Origin of the sequence: Pseudomonas farsensis (genome assembly GCF_014268805.2) — a bacterium.
Lineage (GTDB): Bacteria > Pseudomonadota > Gammaproteobacteria > Pseudomonadales > Pseudomonadaceae > Aquipseudomonas > Aquipseudomonas farsensis.
Genome location: NZ_JABWRF020000001.1, coordinates 1,697,356 through 1,712,754, shown reverse-complemented (window position 1 = coordinate 1,712,754; position 15,399 = coordinate 1,697,356). Strand labels below are relative to the sequence as shown.

Genomic DNA, 15,399 nt, shown 5'->3' with positions numbered 1-15,399 from the left:
AATTCCGGGGCCGCACACTTCTGTGCACGCATGCTCCGGCCTCATCGCAGGCTGTCGCCAGCTCCCACAGGGATCCGGGGAGGCCTCGATATTGTGGCTGTGCGCAATCTTTGTGGGAGCTGGCGACAGCCTGCGATGAGGCCAGGCCAGGGTTGTACAAAACCCTGGAGTTTCCCACAAGCCCACAGAACCAATCGTTCAAATCACCTGCTCAGCCAGCAACTCGGTCAGCACCTCAGCCAGCGCCTTGACCATCAGGTCGGCAGTCGGCCGGCAGACGATGACAATCTCATAGCTGTCCACCTCCGGTAGCCCTTGGCCCACACCCAATACCCGGTGCTCCGCCGTCGCCGCACGCGGCGGCAGCAGGCTGATGCCCATTCCGTCAGCCACGGCCGCCTGGATGCCACTCAGGCTAGAACTGGTGAAGCTGATGCGCCAGCGCCGGCCCATGCCTTCGATGGCGCTGATCATGTCATCGCGGTACAGCCCACGGGGCGGAAAGGTCACCAGCGGCACCGGGTCCAGCTCGAAGGCTGGCAGGCGCGCACTGTCGATCCACTGCAACCGCTCCGGCCAGCAGGCGACGCCTTCGCGGCTGTTGCGCCGCTGCTTGAGCAGCACCAGGTCGAGCTCGCCGTTGTCGTAAGCCTGGCTGAGATCGCGGCACAGGCCGCTGGTAACCTCCAGCTTGACCTGCGGGTACTGGCGGCTGAACGCCGACAACGCATTGGTGGTCCGCCCGCCGACAAAGTCTTCCGGCACACCCAGGCGCACGGTGACACCCACCATCGCCCCCGCCAGCGCTTCGAGCATCTGGTCGTTCAGGGCCAACATGTGCCGCGCATAGCCCAGCAAGGTTTGCCCGGCATCGGTGGCCAGCACATCGCGGTTGCCGCGAACCAGCAGGCGGTGGCCGACCATGTCTTCGAGGCGGCGCACCTTCTGGCTGATGGTCGACTGCGTAGAATGCAGCCGCGCCGCCGCCGTGGTGAAGCTACCGCAATCGGCAACCACCACGATGGCACGCAGCAGGTCGAGGTCGAACAGGGCTCTATTCGATTTCAAGCTGATGGACATCGGGTTATTCAACTTTTGAATGATAGTGCCGATTTCTACCATGCCCTGGGGGCCAATGACAGCTTATACCGGTTTAATCCGCATCGCGGGGCTAGCCCGCTCCCACAAAAAGCGCGCGCCCTGCGCAACAACACAGCCGAGTCGCACGCATTTGACCACTGCTAAAAACCCGTAATTGTCAGCAGTCGCCAAGCAACAAGCGCAAATCAGCCCCACCCTCGCCCATCGGCGGGAACCAGTAATACCCCCCGCTAAGCGGCCGGCTGAAGCGGTACAAGGCATCGACCACCCCATCTTCCAGGCCGCTCATGCGCCGCAGTTGAACCTCAAACGCCTCAAGCGAAAAGCCCAAGGCAACAAATGCCAGGCCCGCGCCACGCTCATCAGCCCAGGATACCGAACGCCGCACCATGAACGCCTCAGGGTCATAGCTCTCCTGGGCGGTACGTTTGACGTGGGCAGACTCCGGCGCATCCTCCAGCTCTTCGTTGTCGCTCAGCCGACGGCCAATGATGTCGTCCTGCTCAGCCTGCGGCAAAGACTTGAAGTAGTTCAGGTCGTGCTTCCACAGCTGGAAGGCAGCAAAGCTTGAGCCAGACAGCCCGGCAACCTCGCCCGGCACGATAGCAGCCTGCACCGCATCATCATCGGCGGGGTTTTCGGTGCCGTCTTCATAGCCGGTCAGGTCGCGCCCGCCGTCGTGCAGAAAACCGTCAACGCTGTCCACCAGCCGCAACGCCGGGGCCAGCCGTTGCTGCAGCGCCTGAGCACGCAAGAACAGCTCGCCACGCTCCTCGCCCCGCAACCACAGCCACAAGGCGTGCTGGGTAGCCGGGTTTTCCACCACTGCCTCAAGCTGCGGGAAGCTGCGCAGGCCCGGCACTTCACGGCCCAGGGCTTTGGCCAACGGCGCGCCGATGGCCAGCAGCAGGCTGCGCCCGTCAACCTCGGCAAGCAACGGGTCGAGTACGCCGGGCAAGGCCTCGACCACGTCGAGGGCAAAGAACAGGTGACGCGCGTGGGTCGGCACCGGGGTGGCGAGCAGGCCTTGCTGGAACGGCATGGTGGGCTAATCCTTCGGCAAAAGCGCGAATGCTACTGCGCCAGGCGCTGTACCGCAACGCGGCGCGTGGCCGCTGCCCGTCGGGCTTGTCGTAACAAACAGTTACCAAGTATGGCCTATTGCGATTAGCTATCGATTCCACGCCACCTAGACTGCGCAAGATCCTTCGTCGAGAGCGCCTTCATGACCGCATCCCCGCTGCTCACCGCCCTTCTGCCGCTTGCCCTGGGCATCATCATGCTGGGCCTCGGCCTGTCGCTGACCCTGGCGGATTTCGCAAGGGTGGTGAAATACCCAAAACCGGTGGTGATCGGGTTGGCCTGCCAGATCCTGCTGCTGCCGTTGGTGTGCTTCATGATTGCCAACGGCTTTGGCCTGGAGTCGGCGCTCGCGGTCGGCCTGATGCTGCTCGCAGCCTCCCCCGGCGGCACCACGGCCAACCTGTTCAGCCACCTGGCCCATGGCGATGTGGCGCTGAACATCACCCTCACGGCAGTCAACTCGCTGATCGCCATTCTGACCATGCCGCTGCTGGTAAACCTTTCGTTGATGTGGTTCATGGCCTCTGACCAGGCCATCCCGCTGCAGTTTGCCAAGGTCATGCAAGTCTTCGCCATCGTCCTGCTGCCGGTGGCACTGGGCATGCTGATCCGCCATTTTGCCGCAGGCTTTGCCGCGCGCATGGAAAAACCAATGAAGCTTGTAGCAGCGTTGTTCCTGGCCTTCACCATCGTCCTGGCACTGGCCAAGGACTGGCAAACCGTGGTCGAGTACGCGCCCATCGTCGGCGGCGCGGCGCTGCTGTTCAACCTGTTGAGCCTGGCGGTGGGCTATTGGGTACCGCGCCTGCTGAGCATCCCCAAGCGTCAGGCGATTGCCATTGGCATGGAGATCGGCATCCACAATGGCACGCTGGCGATTGCCCTGGCACTGAGCCCAAGCTTGCTCAATAACGCCACCATGGCGGTGCCAGCCGCGATCTACAGCCTGATCATGTTCTTCACGGCTGCGGGGTTTGGCTGGTGGGTGAGCCGTGGGCGGGCGTCCGAAGCTGCCTCAACTGCCGCTTGAGCACCGGCATGGGCGGGGCGTAAAAAAAGCCGAACGACACACCGCCCTGCCGCCCCTTGACCGCATGGTGCAGCCGGTGCGCGCGATACAAGCGCTTGAGGTAACGGTTGACCGGCCTGGGCGCGCGCGGCCAGTGGCGGTGGAACAGCCCGTCATGCGCCAGCACATAGGCCACACCATAGGCCGCCACCCCGCCGCCCACCCACTGCAATGGCGCGTGCCCGGCCTTGCCGAGCGCCACCAGTGCAGCGGCAATCACGGCCAGCGCCGCCAGGTAGATATCGTTGGTTTCCAGCACCCCAAGTTGGGGTTCATGGTGCGAGCGATGCAGCCACCAGCCCCAGCCGTGCATGACGTACTTGTGGGCCAGCGTACCGACGCCCTCCATGGCCACCAGTGTGCCAAAAAGCACGGCGAGATTGAGCAACATGGGACGGTCCGGCAAAGGCGATAACGGGCACTAAGGTTAACATTGCCGGGTTTGTTGCAGGAAAGTTCGCCATGACGCAATTGTCATGATCCTGCCCTTGACCCCGGCGAAGCTGCGGCGTAACGTCCGCGTCGCACTCTTGCCCCCTACGGAGAACCCTGCATTGGACAGTAGCCCCAGTCGATTGCGACAGGCCCACACGGCGAGCTAGTCCGGCAGCGTCCCTGCCACTGTCTGGCCGCCTTACGGTAGACGGTGGTTTTTCAGCCTCACACGGCTGACCCCTCCTCTTCTATTCCCAGCCTTTACGCCCTTGGCGTATGGCATGTGGCCCTGCGCATTCACCGTTTTTGCTTTTGCGCCGCCCGCTGGCGACGCTTGAACGGGCACAGGCCCGTGCAACGAGGTTTGCGATGGATTGGAAAATTTTTCTGCTGCGCGTAAGCGTGGCTCTGGTACTCGGCGCGCTGATCGGCGCAGAACGTCAACTGCGCCAGCGCATGACCGGCCTGCGCACCAATGCCCTGGTCAGCACCGGCGCCTGCCTTTTCGTACTGATGACCCAGGCAGTGCCGGGCATGCTGCCCGCCGATGCCTCGCGGGTGGCTGCCTACGTGGTGTCCGGCATCGGCTTTCTGGGCGGTGGCGTGATCATGCGTGATGGCTTCAATGTGCGCGGCCTGAACACCGCTGCAACGCTGTGGTGCACCGCCGCAGTTGGCGTGCTGTGCAGCCTGGGCCTGTTGCTGGAGGCCGCTATCGGCAGCCTGGTGGTGCTGTGCGCCAACATTCTGCTGCGCGACATCGCCCAGCGTTTGGACCGTCAGGAGGTACTGCCGGCAAGTGAAGTCGAGCAACGCTTTGGCGTGCGTATCGTCTGCCGCGCCGAGGACGAGATCCAGGTGCGTAGCCTGATGCTGCATAGCCTGAGCGACCCCTGCCTGCGCCTGCAATCGCTGCACAGCGAAGACCTGGACGACGCGGCGCGCTTGGAAGTGCGCGCCGAGCTGCTCGGCACAGCACAAGCGCACACCTCGCTGGAGCGGCTGGTAAGCCGGGTCAGCCTTGAAAAAGGCGTGAGTGCGGTGCGCTGGCAGTTGCTGGCTGAGCCAATGACGGCCGACTAGGCGGTCGGGTTCAACTGCCCCTGCCCAGCACCGGCGTCCACGGCGCCGGCCAGGCAGTAGCGGTCGCGCCCCTGGCGCTTGGCTTGATAAAGCGCGGCGTCCGCAGCTGCCATGAGGTTTTCTGGGGATACCGTCTCAAGCGTCGGCGCCCCCATCGCAAGGCCTGCGCTGACCGTCACATGCCCAAGCGGGCTGCCGCCATGCTCGATGGCCTGGCGGCGCAGCAGTTGCAGAATCTCCTGCACCAGCTGGCTGGCGCCTTGGGCGTCGGTGTCCGGCAGCAATACCGTGAACTCCTCGCCGCCATACCGTACGGCCAGGTCACCGGGGCGCTTGAGCACTTGCTTGAGTACCTCGGCGAAACGCCGCAGGCACTGGTCACCGACCAAGTGGCCATAGCGGTCGTTGTAGGCCTTGAAGTAGTCGAGGTCGAGCATCACCAGCGCCAGCGGGTAGCCTTGGCGCCGGGCGCGACCGATCTCAGCCTCCAACACCCCATCCAGGCGGCGGCGGTTGCCAAGACCGGTCAGGCTGTCCGTCAGCGCCAGGGCCTTGAGCGTCTGGTGCGCCTGATGCAGGGCGCGCTCGATGGCGATACGTTCGCGCAGTTGGCGCAGTACCACCCAACCGAACGCGGCAAGGCCCACCAGCAACAGCAGCAACACCACCAGCGAACGGATCATGTCGTGCCGCCATGGGGCGATGATCGACTCGCGCGACAGCCCCGCCTCTACCACCAGCGGGTAGCTCGACAGCGCACGGTAGCCATACAGCCGCGGGGTGCCGTCAACGACCGCCACCGCCTGCGCCACGCCTTCGCTGGCGAACGGCAGGTATTTGCGGAAGATTTCGCTGTCGGCCAGGCTGTTGCCGATCACCCGTTCAACCGAGGGCCTGCGCACCAGGATGGTCCCGTCGCGCTTGGCCAGCACCAGGGCGCCACGCTCGTCGATCTTGAAGTCGCCGTAATAGCGCACGAACCAGTCGACCTTGATGGTACCCAGCAGCACACCGGCAAAGCGGCCATCGGGGTATTCCAGACGGCGTGAAATGGGGATGATCAGGTCGCCGGTGGAGCGGCTGCGCACCACCGAGCTGATCAGAACCTGGCGGCCAGTATGGGTGCGGTGATAGATGAAGTAGTCGCGGTCGGCGTTGTTGGCATCCGGCGGCACCGCGTCCTGGTCGGTGACGATCCAACTGCCGTCCGGGGCATACACGAACAGGCCGTGCAACTGCGGCATGATGCGCGCCTGCTGCTTGAGCAGCGCGTGCAAGCGTGCCTTGTCGATATGGTCGAAACCATCGCCCTCTAGGCGTTCGGCCAAGGCCGCGGTCATTGCATCGACCTGCCGGATAGCATCTTCAGCGTGCTGGGCGGTGGCCCGGGCCAGGTTGGTCACGGCATTTTCGGCAGTCAGGAATGCCTGGCGATAGTCGCGCCAGACGCGCCAACCCTCGATCAGCACAAAGGCGATCATCACCGCAGCCATAAACCCCAGCACCAGGCGAAACAGCGCTACAGCGCGTTGTTCGCTGGTCGGCGCCAATAGACTGTCGTCAGTCTGTTTGCGGGCTGCACACATTGAAATCCCTTGTCATCGAGTGTTTGCCGCCCATGACGATAGTCCAGCACGTAGTTGCGCAGGGCCCGGGGCGCCGGCGCGCGGATTGTAGAGCCAAGGATGCGGCGCCACAACGTCCAAATGCTCACGCATCGGGATCATCGACGCGCGCCCGCACTGCCGCCTGCAAGGCGAGCACATGCGCGTCGTCGGCCAAGGCCTTCAGCGCCAGCCAATCGTCCCACTCGATAGCGCCATCGTCGCGCAGCGCTTCGGCCGTGCGCACAAGCTCATGGTGGTAAGCGTCGGGGGCTTCGCGGCGGTAGCTTTCGTCGTCGTACTGGGCGTACCAGGCTGCAAGTTCCGGGATGCTGCGCTCGATGCTCATGGCGTTTCTCCAAGGGCTGTCGGTGTACAGGCATCTGAGCCTGGACGCCAGGCGTTGTTCAACCGGATTGCCATACGGCGCCGCCGTTGCAATCAAATCAAACCTTTGGCCAGGGGCGAGGCTCAACCGTACGCGACACTGACGTCGCGCCACCCGTTAAGGAGTTCGCCATGACCTTCAAATCACTGTCCCTGGCCATTGCCATGTCCATCGGCGCTGTGCCGGCCGCGTTCGCGGCCTCCGACGATTTTGTCGACAGCGCAGCCGAAGGCGGTATCGCCGAAGTGGTCACGGGCAAGTTGGCACTGGAAAAAAGCCAGAATGCCGAGGTGCGCAAATTCGCCGAGCAAATGGTCAACGACCATACCAAGGTGAATCAGGAGCTGATGGCACTGGCCAAGCGCCTGAATATCGACGTGCCAGATGAAGCCAGCCTGACCGACAAGGCGCGCAAGATGATCCTGGACATGCGCGAGGAGTCGTTCGACCGCGCCTACGCCAACAATCAGGTCGATGCCCACGAAAAAACCATCGAACTGTTCAAACGTGAGGCTGAGTCCTCCGACAAGGCCGAACTGAAGGCCTTCGCCAAGGAAAAGCTCCCAGCCCTTGAGCACCATCTGCAAGAGGCCAAGAAACTCCAGGCCACCCACAGCAAGTAAAAGAGGTGCACCGATGAGCAATACCGATCTGCAAAACGAGCTACTGACCCGCCTGCTGCACGCCCACCCACAGGGCCTGGGCAAGGAAATCCTCGACAACTATCGCGGTGAGCGGGCGGTTGCCGGCATGCTCAAGACCCTGCAGGAGCAGGGCCTTATCCATGACGGCAGCGTGAGTGTCGATGACAGTCACGAGCTAAGCGTGAGCTACCCGATCAAGCTGTCGTCGGCGGGCGTGGAAGCGGCGAAAAGAGCTGAGGCGTAAGACCCATCGGTTGAGCTATCAGGGCCGCTTTGCGGCCCATCGCGGTGGTTCGGCATTTCGAGCAAGCCTGCTCCCACGCCGAGGTTGGCGGCACAGCTATGTACAGGGCTGTGCCGGCCTCATCGCAGGCTGGCGCCAGCTCCCACAGGGACCGCGTTGCTTTTGATCTTGTGGGAGCTGGCGCCAGCCTGCGATGGGCCCCAACACAGCGATTGGCCTTTACTGTTGCTTTTCAACGTCCCGCGGCGGTTTGGCTGGCCCTTGCGGGTCGACCTGCGGGTCATCGACATCTGGGGAATCCGGGTCGAAACCCGGATTCTCAGGCTCGGTTGCATGCTCTGAAGAGTGCGGGCCTTTGTCGTGCTTGTCGTTCGCGGCTTGCGGCATGACAGTTTCTCCTTAGGGTGTCCTGAAGAGAACACGCGCAGGCCGGCAAAGTTTGATCGATATGCCCGGCGGTCACTCAGCGCCAGTACTGGGGCTGCTCGACAACCTGCATGTGCGCGGCAAACACCAGCGGCAATTGCTCTTTGAGGTAGTCGATCCAGGTGCGCACCTTGGCATCCAGATAATGCCGCGAGGGGTAGATCGCGTAGATTTCGCGCTGGCGCAGCCGGTGCGGTGCCAACAGCCGGCACAAGCGCCCGTCCTCCAGCGCCTGGCTTGCCGAATAATAAGGCAGCAGGCCAACCCCCATCCCCAGCTCAGTGGCCCTGACCATGGCGTCGGCGACGTTGGTCAAGAACGTATCCTGCGGCTCGATCACGCAGTTTTCCGGTGCCTGGCCAAACGACCAGTCCTCTTCGAACAAGGGGTCGACAGTGCGCAGGCAGACATGCTGGCGCAGGTCTTGCGGGGACTGCGGCACACCTTTGCGGGCCAGGTAATCGGGCGAGGCACACAGGATGCTGTGGATCCCGCCCAGCGGGATGGCGATCAGTTGCGAGTCTGGCAGGCCCTGGCCGATGGCGATCACTACATCGTGGCCTTCGGCAAGCGGGTCGGGGTTGCGCTGTGACAGCGTCAGTTCCATGACCACTTCAGGGCACGCAGCGTTGTAGCGCGCCACCAGCGGCATCATCAACAGGCCCAGGCCGTGGGTGCAGTGCACACGCAGCCGGCCTCGGGGCGTGAGGTGCGCCCCGCGAGCTTCGTCCATGGCTTCGTTGGTCAGCAGCAGGATCTGCCGCGAACGCTCCAGAAAACGCTCACCCGCCTCGCTCATGCGCAAGCGCCTAGTGGTGCGATGCAGCAGACGGGTCTGCAACTGGTTTTCCAGCTCTGCGACAATGCGCGACACCTGCGCCGCCGAGATGTCCAGGGCATTGGCGGCAGCGGCAAAACTGCCGCATTCCACTACGCGGGCGAAGGTGCGCATTGCGTGCAGCATGTCCATGGGCGGGGGTCTCACTCCTGCGTCAAAGGCAAGAATCTAGCACGGCCCTGCCCTTTTATTGTGAAACGCCAAGGAGTGAGTCAGGCCAGCACCGTGCTGATCCACTCGATCTGGCGCTGGAAATCTTCGATCTTCTCTTGCGCCACCGCCTCGCGGGCACGGCCAAAGTTGGCCAGGGTCTGTTGCTTCTGGCGCAGCATGCGCTGCCACTTGAACAGAAACGCCGGGCTACGGGCCGCGAGCAGGCAGGGGCCGAAATACAGCTGCTCCGGGCTGTAAACGGCCGCCTGGCCTGGTTCGGCGACGATGATTTCGTAGTCGAAGCGGTTTTCCCGCAGGACTTCTTCGCAGACGATGCCGTAGCCGTTGTCCATCAGCCACTGACGCAGCGGTTGCTCGCCGCCATTGGGCTGCAGCACCAGGCGCTCGTGGCCGCTGAGGTACGCCTTGCCGGCGTCGAGGATGTCGCGAATGGTCTCACCGCCCATGCCGCACAGGCTCACAACCGTAATGTCGTCACCCGGTTCGATGGCCGCCAGCCCGTTGGCCAAGCGCACCGTGGCCTGTTGCTCAAGGCCGTTGTCGCGCACGCTGCGCATGGCCGCATGGTACGGGGTCAGGGCCACCTCGCCGGCCAGCGCCGACGCAATCGCCCCGCGCAGCAGCAGCGCCACCGGCAAGTAGCCGTGGTCCGAGCCGATGTCAGCCAGCCGTGCGCCGGCCGGGATGTGCGCTGCGACCCGTTCAAGGCGCATGGACAATGTGTTCTGGTTCAACGGTTGCCTCGTTCTACAGCGAGCCCGGCGCTTGCGCCCGGTTGGGGGCGCGATTTTGCCCGTCGCCGCGGCCCTTTTCAAATCCGCACGACCGAGCGGGCGCGTGAAGATGCAATTGGGGCAACGTCTGGAGTAGGCTTGGCCGCTTTCCCTCCGTTGCAAGGCGAAGCACCCATGGCAAACGCAGATATCATCTTCACCCCAGACTCTGACGCCGGCTCCATCTCTTCGGACGTCGCTGAATACAACGGCGTGCTGGTCACCACGCAAATCCCGATCCGGGCCGATGGTGAACTGGAGCTGGGCGATATCACCACCCAGTGCGAAGCCACCCTGCAGGCACTCAAAGATGCGCTGGAGCGCGCCGGCAGCTCCATGGGCCGCGTGCTGCACCTGACCATCTACCTGACCGATATGGCCGACCGCGCCGTGTTCAACGAGGTTTACCAGCGCTTCTTCAGCAAGCCCTGGCCGGTGCGCGCGGCAGTGGGCGTTGCCGCGCTGGCCTTCCCAGGCATGCGCGTGGAAGTCACGGCGATGGCCGCCAAGGGCTGAATGCACGGTGCGGTGACGGGAAGCGCGTGCGGCCCGTTCACTGCACCGGCAGGAAGTTCATCAGCAACAGGCTCTGCGCATAGTTGAGCCCGATGCGCCGGTAGCGCTCGTCGAGCATCTGCGCCAGCAGGTCCAGGCGGGCGACGATCTTGCCGAACTCCACGGCAAAACTCAGGTTGCTGCCCTGCTCGGAAATTTCGTTGGAAAACAGCAGCAGTACGCCGTTGGCATCCTGGCGCTGGCTGAGCATCCAGGTGGCTTTTTCGATATTGCGCGCAGCGTTGTTGACGAACAGCGGGTCGATGGTATCGGTCATGTAGAACTCGGTACGCCCGCCGTGGGCGGTGACGATCATGCTGCCGATGGCGTAGATGAATGCGCCGACGCGGTCGCCTTTGAACTGCGGGTCAAGTGCGTAGCTCAGCGCCGCCAGGTCACGCCGGTCACCCAGTTGCGCCAACGGCTGGCGCTGCTCGATGGCAATACGGATCTGCCGCGCCGCGGTGGTGGCATCGAGGTAGCCAGACTGTTTCCACTGGTTGGGGTTGCGCAGGTAGAGTTTGTCCATCAACAGGTACAGGCTACGCAGGTTGTCGCGCATGGCCAGGGTCGCCATGCGGTCGACGCTGGTCTGGAACAGTTCGTCAGGCTTGCCCTTGCCGAACTGGTTGAGCATGTCGCGGCTCTGCTGCTGGGTGCAGGCGGCGAGGCACAGCAATACACCTGCAAGCAGCAGGCAACGCGGGAGGATGGGGAGTCGTGTTGCAGCCATCTGCACCGGAAAATGTCAGCGGCCCAGCCGGGGGTCGGCGCAGCCCAACGCTTGATAGAACACGAAACCTTGAAAAAGTGCGGTGGCGCGGGTGGATTTGTGCAATTGCGCCTAGCTCTGGGCGTCACGGTAGTGCCCGCGTGACAAGCCGTTCTAGCGCGATCCGGCATTACCCTTCGTCGAAGCCCGCTGCGTGGCCGACGGCCGCCAGGTGTGCTACGCCGCGCGCTCCCACGAGAGTTTTCCCTAGGCATAATCACCGGTGGTCATCGCCCTGCCCTCACCCTTCCCCGCCCTGCACCACTACCAGCAACTGCGCCTGCTGCTCGCCCACCGAGCGCAGGCGGTGCGGGGTCTGGGCGTTGAAGTGCAAGGCGTCACCTGCTTGCAGCAACACCCGTTCGCTCATGAAGTCGACTTCGACCTGGCCTGCATGAACGAACAGGAATTCTTCGCCCTCGTGTTCCTTGAACGTCGGGTCGCTGAACTCGGTAGGCGGTTGAATGAGAAACGGCAACAGGCTGCGCTGGCCCACCTGGGAGGTCAGCACCGCGTAGCCCGGCCCCTCGCCGCTGCCCACCAGCGCCTGCCGCTCGCCCTGACGCACCAGGCTGTAGCGCGCCTGGCCTTCGGCCTCGTCTGCAAACAGCTCCTCGACATTGACGTTCAACGCCCGCGCAAGCTTGAGCGCCGCCGCAATCGACGGCGTGTTCAAGCCACGCTCGACCTTGGACAGGTAGCTCTTGGTCATGCCGGACTTTTCAGCCAGCAGCTCAAGGGTGACTCCCAGTTTTTTACGCAGCAATTTCAGTCGGATAGACATTTAAAGCAGGTTTCCCGGACGTACGCACTTGCTTATGACACTTTGTGTCATGTAATGTTTTGTGTGTCATCGAAGTGGCCACCCCTCCACCGTCGAAAGCTGAAGGGCGGCCCGGCCATGACCTCTACCATCACGCCACCGAGGATAACCCCCAATGGCCAATACCCTGACACACAGCAAAGCGCAGCTGGTGCAAGCGGCACTGACGCAGATGCAAGGCGCGCTTGCGGATAATACGTGGACCGTGCGCGAAAAGCTGGCCCTGACCTGCCGAATTCTGTTCGACAACGGCCATGACTCGGGCCTGGCCGGCCAGATCAGTGCGCGCGGGCCGCAGCCAGGCACGTTCTATACCCAGCAGTTGGGCCTGGGTTTCGACGAGATTACCGCCACCAACCTGCTATTGGTCAACGAAGACCTCGAAGTGCTCGAAGGCCAGGGCATGCCCAACCCGGCCAATCGCTTTCACACCTGGGTGTACCGGGCACGGCCTGATGTAAATTGCATCATCCACACCCACCCCACCCACGTTGCCGCGTTGTCCATGCTCGAAGTGCCGTTGCAGGTATCGCACATGGACCTTTGCCCGCTGTACGAGGATTGCGCATTCCTGCAAGCCTGGCCTGGCGTGCCGGTGGGCAATGAGGAAGGTGAGATCATCAGCGCGGCACTGGGCGACAAACGGGCGATTCTGCTCGCGCATCACGGCCAGTTGTCGACCGGGACCAGCGTTGAACAAGCGTGCGTTTACGCGCAACTGATCGAACGCGCCGCGCGCCTGCAATTGCTGGCCATGGCCGCTGGCAGCATCAAGCCGATTTCCCCTGAGCTTGGCCGCGACGCCCACAACTGGATCGACCGACCAAAGCGCCATAGCGCAGCATTCAGCTATTACGCCCGGCAGGCCTTGCGCAAGCATGCCGACTGCCTTGCCTGACCCCCTCTTTTGCCTTGCCTGCGGAGCGTTACCCCATGACCACCCCATTTCACGGCATCATCGGCTACACCATTACCCCGTTCAGCCCTTGCGGCGAACAGCTTGACCTGCCAGCGCTGGGCCAGTCCATCGAGCGCCTGATCGAAAGCGGCGTGCACAGCATCGCGCCATTGGGCAGCACCGGTGAAGGTGCCTACCTGAGCGACACCGAATGGCAGCAGGTAGCCCGGCACAGCCTTGAGTGCATCGACAAGCGCGTGCCGAGCATCGTCAGTGTGTCCGACCTCACCACCGCCGGTGCCGTGCGCCGCGCTCGCTACGCCCAACAGCACGGCGCCGATGCAGTCATGGTGCTGCCGTGCGCGTACTGGAAGCTGAGCGAGGCGGAAATTATCCAGCACTACCGCAGCATCGGCGCGGCTATCGATTTGCCGATCATGCTCTATAACAACCCCGCCACCAGCGGCACCGACATGCCGGTGGAGCTGATCCTGCGCATCGTTGGCGAGGTCGATAACGTCACCATGGTCAAGGAGAGCACGGGCGATATTCAGCGCATGCACAAACTGCAGGTGCTCGGCGAAGGCCAGGTGCCGTTCTACAACGGCTGTAATCCTTTGGCGCTGGAAGCCTTCGTTGCCGGGGCGAGCGGCTGGTGCACGGCAGCGGCAAACCTGATTCCCGAGCTCAACCTGAGCCTTTACCAGGCGGTTGCAGCCGGCGATCTGCAACAGGCGCGGGCGCTGTTCTACCGGCAGTTGCCGCTGCTGGACTTCATTCTCAAGGGCGGTTTGCCGGCAACGATCAAGGCAGGGCTAGCGCTGACCGGGCTCCCCGTTGGCGAGCCACGCCGGCCGGTGTTCGGGCTCGATGGCAGCGGCAAGGCCACGCTGCGCAGCCTGCTGGAGGAGCTGCACGGGGCTGCATGATGTGGCCTGACTCATCGTAGCGGCTCCACGCAGAGCCCCCGTCAGATAGGGCTGTTGTGGCGAGCGGGCTTGCCCCGCGTTGGGCTGCGAAGCAGCCCTGAAACTCACCTAGGTATTCGCTCAAATACCGTAAATGGGTAAGGTCCAGGGCCGCTTCGCAGCCCAACGCGGGGCAAGCCCGATTGCCACAAGGATTTGTGTGGGTTTGGACCCAGCAAGCTGGTCGCGCCCGGTGCCAGCCTCGGATCACCAAGCTCGACGCCCCTGCCGGCAATTGTCTATCATCCTGCATCAAACGTTTCAGCATGTTTCGCAAGGATATAGATGTCTCTCCCCCAATCTCCCCCGCAACTCCCCGCCAAATCCACCGTCGTGAAAATGGAAGCCGCCATGGCCCTTGGCAGCTTCGCCATCGGCACCGGCGAGTTCGCCATCATGGGCCTGATGCCCGATATTGCCAGCAACCTGAACCTGACCGAACCCCAGGTGGGCCATGCCATCAGTGCCTATGCACTGGGGGTGATGGTCGGCGCGCCGGCGCTGGCGATTCTTGGCGCCAAGCTGCTGCGCAAGCACATGTTGTTGCTGCTGATGGCGCTGTACGCCATCGGCAACCTGGCAACCGCCTTCGCCCCGTCGTTCGGCGGGCTGGTGGCGTTCCGCTTCATCAGCGGCCTGCCCCATGGCGCTTATTTTGGTATCGCCGCCGTGGTGGCATCGAGCATGGTGGCCAGCAACCAGCGCGCCGGGGCCGTCGCGCGGGTGATGATGGGGCTCACCTTGGCGATGTTGCTGGGCAATCCGGTGGCCACGCTACTCGGGCAGTGGTTCGGCTGGCGTTCGGCGTTCGTGCTGGTGGCCGCCATCGCGCTGTGCACCATCGCCCTGGTGTGGCGCTATGTGCCGCAGCCACACGATGAGCCTCGCAGTGACCCGCGCAAGGAGCTGCGCGCCTTTGCCCTGCCGCAGGTGTGGATGGCGCTGGCCATCGCCTCCATCGGGTTTGCCGGCATGTTCTGTGTGTTCAGCTACCTGGCGCCGACCATGCTGCAGGTGACCAAGGCCTCGCCACAGTGGATTCCCTTCGGCCTGGCGGCTTTTGGCATTGGCGGCATCGTTGGCAATATCGTCGGCGGCAAGCTGTTCGACCGCCTGCAGTTCCGCGCCGTCGGTATTGTGCTGGTGTGGTCGATGGCGGTGCTGGTGTTCTTCTCCTTCGCCGCGCATTCGCTGTGGACGCTGCTGCCTGCAGTAGCGCTGGTCGGCACCATGATCGCGCTGGCCGCACCGCTGCAGATCCGCCTGATGGACATCGCCCATGAAGCCCCAAGCCTGGCAGCTGCCTCCAACCACGCTGCGTTCAACCTGGCCAACGCCCTAGGCCCGTGGTTTGGCGGCATGGCCATCAGCGCAGGCCTGGGCTGGACCAGCACCGGCTACATCGGCGCTGGCGCAGCGCTTGCGGGGCTGGTGATCTACTTGATTGCCCGGCGCATGAAAGGCGGCCACTGACCCGCCCCTGCCTGGCGCAGCGACACGCGCTGCGCCAGGCACACCTGC

18 protein-coding genes are annotated in these 15,399 nt (G+C 63.6%); 8 read left to right on the top strand and 10 right to left on the bottom strand.

What is annotated here, in order from left to right; all coding sequences use genetic code 11:
* Window positions 1–198: 198 nt before the first annotated feature.
* Window positions 199–1,080 (bottom strand): LysR substrate-binding domain-containing protein, encoded by an 882-nt coding sequence (locus HU719_RS07880; RefSeq protein ID WP_186516224.1) that lies wholly within the window; start codon window positions 1,078–1,080, stop codon window positions 199–201.
* 178 nt (window positions 1,081–1,258) lie between these two features.
* Window positions 1,259–2,143: a Dyp-type peroxidase gene (locus tag HU719_RS07875; protein ID WP_186534615.1), complete on the bottom strand. Its 885-nt coding sequence runs from the start codon at window positions 2,141–2,143 to the stop codon at window positions 1,259–1,261.
* A 183-nt stretch (window positions 2,144–2,326) separates the two neighbouring features.
* On the opposite strand from HU719_RS07875, the gene HU719_RS07870 reads away from it, so the two are divergent.
* On the top strand, window positions 2,327–3,214 hold the full coding sequence (locus HU719_RS07870) for a bile acid:sodium symporter family protein (protein WP_186534614.1): 888 nt from the start codon (window positions 2,327–2,329) through the stop codon (window positions 3,212–3,214).
* Here HU719_RS07870 and HU719_RS07865 read toward each other — a convergent pair.
* Window positions 3,144–3,644 carry a sterol desaturase family protein gene (locus HU719_RS07865; protein WP_186534613.1) on the bottom strand — a complete coding sequence of 167 codons (501 nt, stop codon included), beginning with the start codon at window positions 3,642–3,644 and terminating at the stop codon, window positions 3,144–3,146. The genes HU719_RS07870 and HU719_RS07865 overlap by 71 nt on opposite strands.
* 413 nt (window positions 3,645–4,057) lie before the next feature.
* On the opposite strand from HU719_RS07865, the gene HU719_RS07860 reads away from it, so the two are divergent.
* Window positions 4,058–4,771 carry an MgtC/SapB family protein gene (locus HU719_RS07860; RefSeq protein WP_186516219.1) on the top strand — a complete coding sequence of 238 codons (714 nt, stop codon included), beginning with the start codon at window positions 4,058–4,060 and terminating at the stop codon, window positions 4,769–4,771.
* Here the strand turns inward: HU719_RS07860 and HU719_RS07855 are convergent.
* Both HU719_RS07855 and HU719_RS07850 read right to left on the bottom strand, forming a co-directional pair.
* A complete protein-coding gene (locus tag HU719_RS07855; RefSeq protein WP_186516217.1) occupies window positions 4,768–6,357 on the bottom strand; it encodes a sensor domain-containing diguanylate cyclase in 1,590 nt (529 codons plus the stop codon). The two genes, HU719_RS07860 and HU719_RS07855, sit on opposite strands and share 4 nt — an antisense overlap.
* A gap of 124 nt (window positions 6,358–6,481) precedes the next feature.
* A complete protein-coding gene (locus tag HU719_RS07850; protein WP_186516215.1) occupies window positions 6,482–6,724 on the bottom strand; it encodes a hypothetical protein in 243 nt (80 codons plus the stop codon).
* Window positions 6,725–6,894: 170 nt separating this feature from the next.
* On the opposite strand from HU719_RS07850, the gene HU719_RS07845 reads away from it, so the two are divergent.
* Both HU719_RS07845 and HU719_RS07840 read left to right on the top strand, forming a co-directional pair.
* A complete protein-coding gene (locus HU719_RS07845; RefSeq protein WP_186516213.1) occupies window positions 6,895–7,386 on the top strand; it encodes a DUF4142 domain-containing protein in 492 nt (163 codons plus the stop codon).
* A 13-nt stretch (window positions 7,387–7,399) separates the two neighbouring features.
* The gene (locus HU719_RS07840; RefSeq protein ID WP_186516211.1) at window positions 7,400–7,651 is read left to right on the top strand and encodes a hypothetical protein; all 252 of its coding nucleotides are present in this window, start codon (window positions 7,400–7,402) and stop codon (window positions 7,649–7,651) included.
* Between the two features lie 219 nt (window positions 7,652–7,870).
* On the opposite strand, the gene HU719_RS07835 is transcribed toward HU719_RS07840, so the two are convergent.
* The 3 genes from HU719_RS07835 to HU719_RS07825 all read right to left on the bottom strand — a co-directional run bounded on the left by HU719_RS07835 (window position 7,871) and on the right by HU719_RS07825 (window position 9,823).
* Window positions 7,871–8,038 (bottom strand): DUF6021 family protein, encoded by a 168-nt coding sequence (locus HU719_RS07835; RefSeq protein ID WP_186534612.1) that lies wholly within the window; start codon window positions 8,036–8,038, stop codon window positions 7,871–7,873.
* 76 nt (window positions 8,039–8,114) lie between these two features.
* Window positions 8,115–9,047: a LysR family transcriptional regulator gene (locus HU719_RS07830; RefSeq protein ID WP_186534611.1), complete on the bottom strand. Its 933-nt coding sequence runs from the start codon at window positions 9,045–9,047 to the stop codon at window positions 8,115–8,117.
* Between the two features lie 80 nt (window positions 9,048–9,127).
* A complete protein-coding gene (locus HU719_RS07825; protein WP_302474589.1) occupies window positions 9,128–9,823 on the bottom strand; it encodes a tRNA (adenine(22)-N(1))-methyltransferase in 696 nt (231 codons plus the stop codon).
* A gap of 174 nt (window positions 9,824–9,997) precedes the next feature.
* On the opposite strand from HU719_RS07825, the gene HU719_RS07820 reads away from it, so the two are divergent.
* Window positions 9,998–10,378: a RidA family protein gene (locus HU719_RS07820; RefSeq protein WP_186516206.1), complete on the top strand. Its 381-nt coding sequence runs from the start codon at window positions 9,998–10,000 to the stop codon at window positions 10,376–10,378.
* Window positions 10,379–10,415: 37 nt separating this feature from the next.
* Here the strand turns inward: HU719_RS07820 and HU719_RS07815 are convergent, their stop codons facing one another.
* Window positions 10,416–11,150: a hypothetical protein gene (locus HU719_RS07815; RefSeq protein ID WP_186534610.1), complete on the bottom strand. Its 735-nt coding sequence runs from the start codon at window positions 11,148–11,150 to the stop codon at window positions 10,416–10,418.
* Window positions 11,151–11,430: 280 nt separating this feature from the next.
* Window positions 11,431–11,973 (bottom strand): helix-turn-helix domain-containing protein, encoded by a 543-nt coding sequence (locus tag HU719_RS07810; protein ID WP_186516202.1) that lies wholly within the window; start codon window positions 11,971–11,973, stop codon window positions 11,431–11,433.
* 154 nt (window positions 11,974–12,127) lie between these two features.
* Here HU719_RS07810 and HU719_RS07805 point away from each other — a divergent pair, with 154 nt between their 5' ends.
* From HU719_RS07805 to HU719_RS07795, 3 genes are all read left to right on the top strand, one after another.
* Complete coding sequence (locus HU719_RS07805) at window positions 12,128–12,910, top strand: aldolase (RefSeq protein WP_186534609.1); 783 nt, start codon at window positions 12,128–12,130, stop codon at window positions 12,908–12,910.
* A 35-nt stretch (window positions 12,911–12,945) separates the two neighbouring features.
* Entirely contained in the window at window positions 12,946–13,839 is an 894-nt protein-coding gene (locus HU719_RS07800; protein WP_186534608.1) for a dihydrodipicolinate synthase family protein, read from the top strand.
* A gap of 378 nt (window positions 13,840–14,217) precedes the next feature.
* Entirely contained in the window at window positions 14,218–15,351 is a 1,134-nt protein-coding gene (locus HU719_RS07795; RefSeq protein ID WP_437179657.1) for an MFS transporter, read from the top strand.
* Window positions 15,352–15,399 lie beyond the last annotated feature (48 nt).

Coding starts and splice junctions, on each gene's coding strand:
- HU719_RS07880 (WP_186516224.1), bottom strand. CDS start 1,080: ATGTCCATCAGCTTGAAATCGAATAGAGCCCTGTTCGACCTCGACCTG.
- HU719_RS07875 (WP_186534615.1), bottom strand. CDS start 2,143: ATGCCGTTCCAGCAAGGCCTGCTCGCCACCCCGGTGCCGACCCACGCG.
- HU719_RS07870 (WP_186534614.1), top strand. CDS start 2,327: ATGACCGCATCCCCGCTGCTCACCGCCCTTCTGCCGCTTGCCCTGGGC.
- HU719_RS07865 (WP_186534613.1), bottom strand. CDS start 3,644: ATGTTGCTCAATCTCGCCGTGCTTTTTGGCACACTGGTGGCCATGGAG.
- HU719_RS07860 (WP_186516219.1), top strand. CDS start 4,058: ATGGATTGGAAAATTTTTCTGCTGCGCGTAAGCGTGGCTCTGGTACTC.
- HU719_RS07855 (WP_186516217.1), bottom strand. CDS start 6,357: ATGTGTGCAGCCCGCAAACAGACTGACGACAGTCTATTGGCGCCGACC.
- HU719_RS07850 (WP_186516215.1), bottom strand. CDS start 6,724: ATGAGCATCGAGCGCAGCATCCCGGAACTTGCAGCCTGGTACGCCCAG.
- HU719_RS07845 (WP_186516213.1), top strand. CDS start 6,895: ATGACCTTCAAATCACTGTCCCTGGCCATTGCCATGTCCATCGGCGCT.
- HU719_RS07840 (WP_186516211.1), top strand. CDS start 7,400: ATGAGCAATACCGATCTGCAAAACGAGCTACTGACCCGCCTGCTGCAC.
- HU719_RS07835 (WP_186534612.1), bottom strand. CDS start 8,038: ATGCCGCAAGCCGCGAACGACAAGCACGACAAAGGCCCGCACTCTTCA.
- HU719_RS07830 (WP_186534611.1), bottom strand. CDS start 9,047: ATGGACATGCTGCACGCAATGCGCACCTTCGCCCGCGTAGTGGAATGC.
- HU719_RS07820 (WP_186516206.1), top strand. CDS start 9,998: ATGGCAAACGCAGATATCATCTTCACCCCAGACTCTGACGCCGGCTCC.
- HU719_RS07815 (WP_186534610.1), bottom strand. CDS start 11,150: ATGGCTGCAACACGACTCCCCATCCTCCCGCGTTGCCTGCTGCTTGCA.
- HU719_RS07810 (WP_186516202.1), bottom strand. CDS start 11,973: ATGTCTATCCGACTGAAATTGCTGCGTAAAAAACTGGGAGTCACCCTT.
- HU719_RS07805 (WP_186534609.1), top strand. CDS start 12,128: ATGGCCAATACCCTGACACACAGCAAAGCGCAGCTGGTGCAAGCGGCA.
- HU719_RS07800 (WP_186534608.1), top strand. CDS start 12,946: ATGACCACCCCATTTCACGGCATCATCGGCTACACCATTACCCCGTTC.
- HU719_RS07795 (WP_437179657.1), top strand. CDS start 14,218: ATGGAAGCCGCCATGGCCCTTGGCAGCTTCGCCATCGGCACCGGCGAG.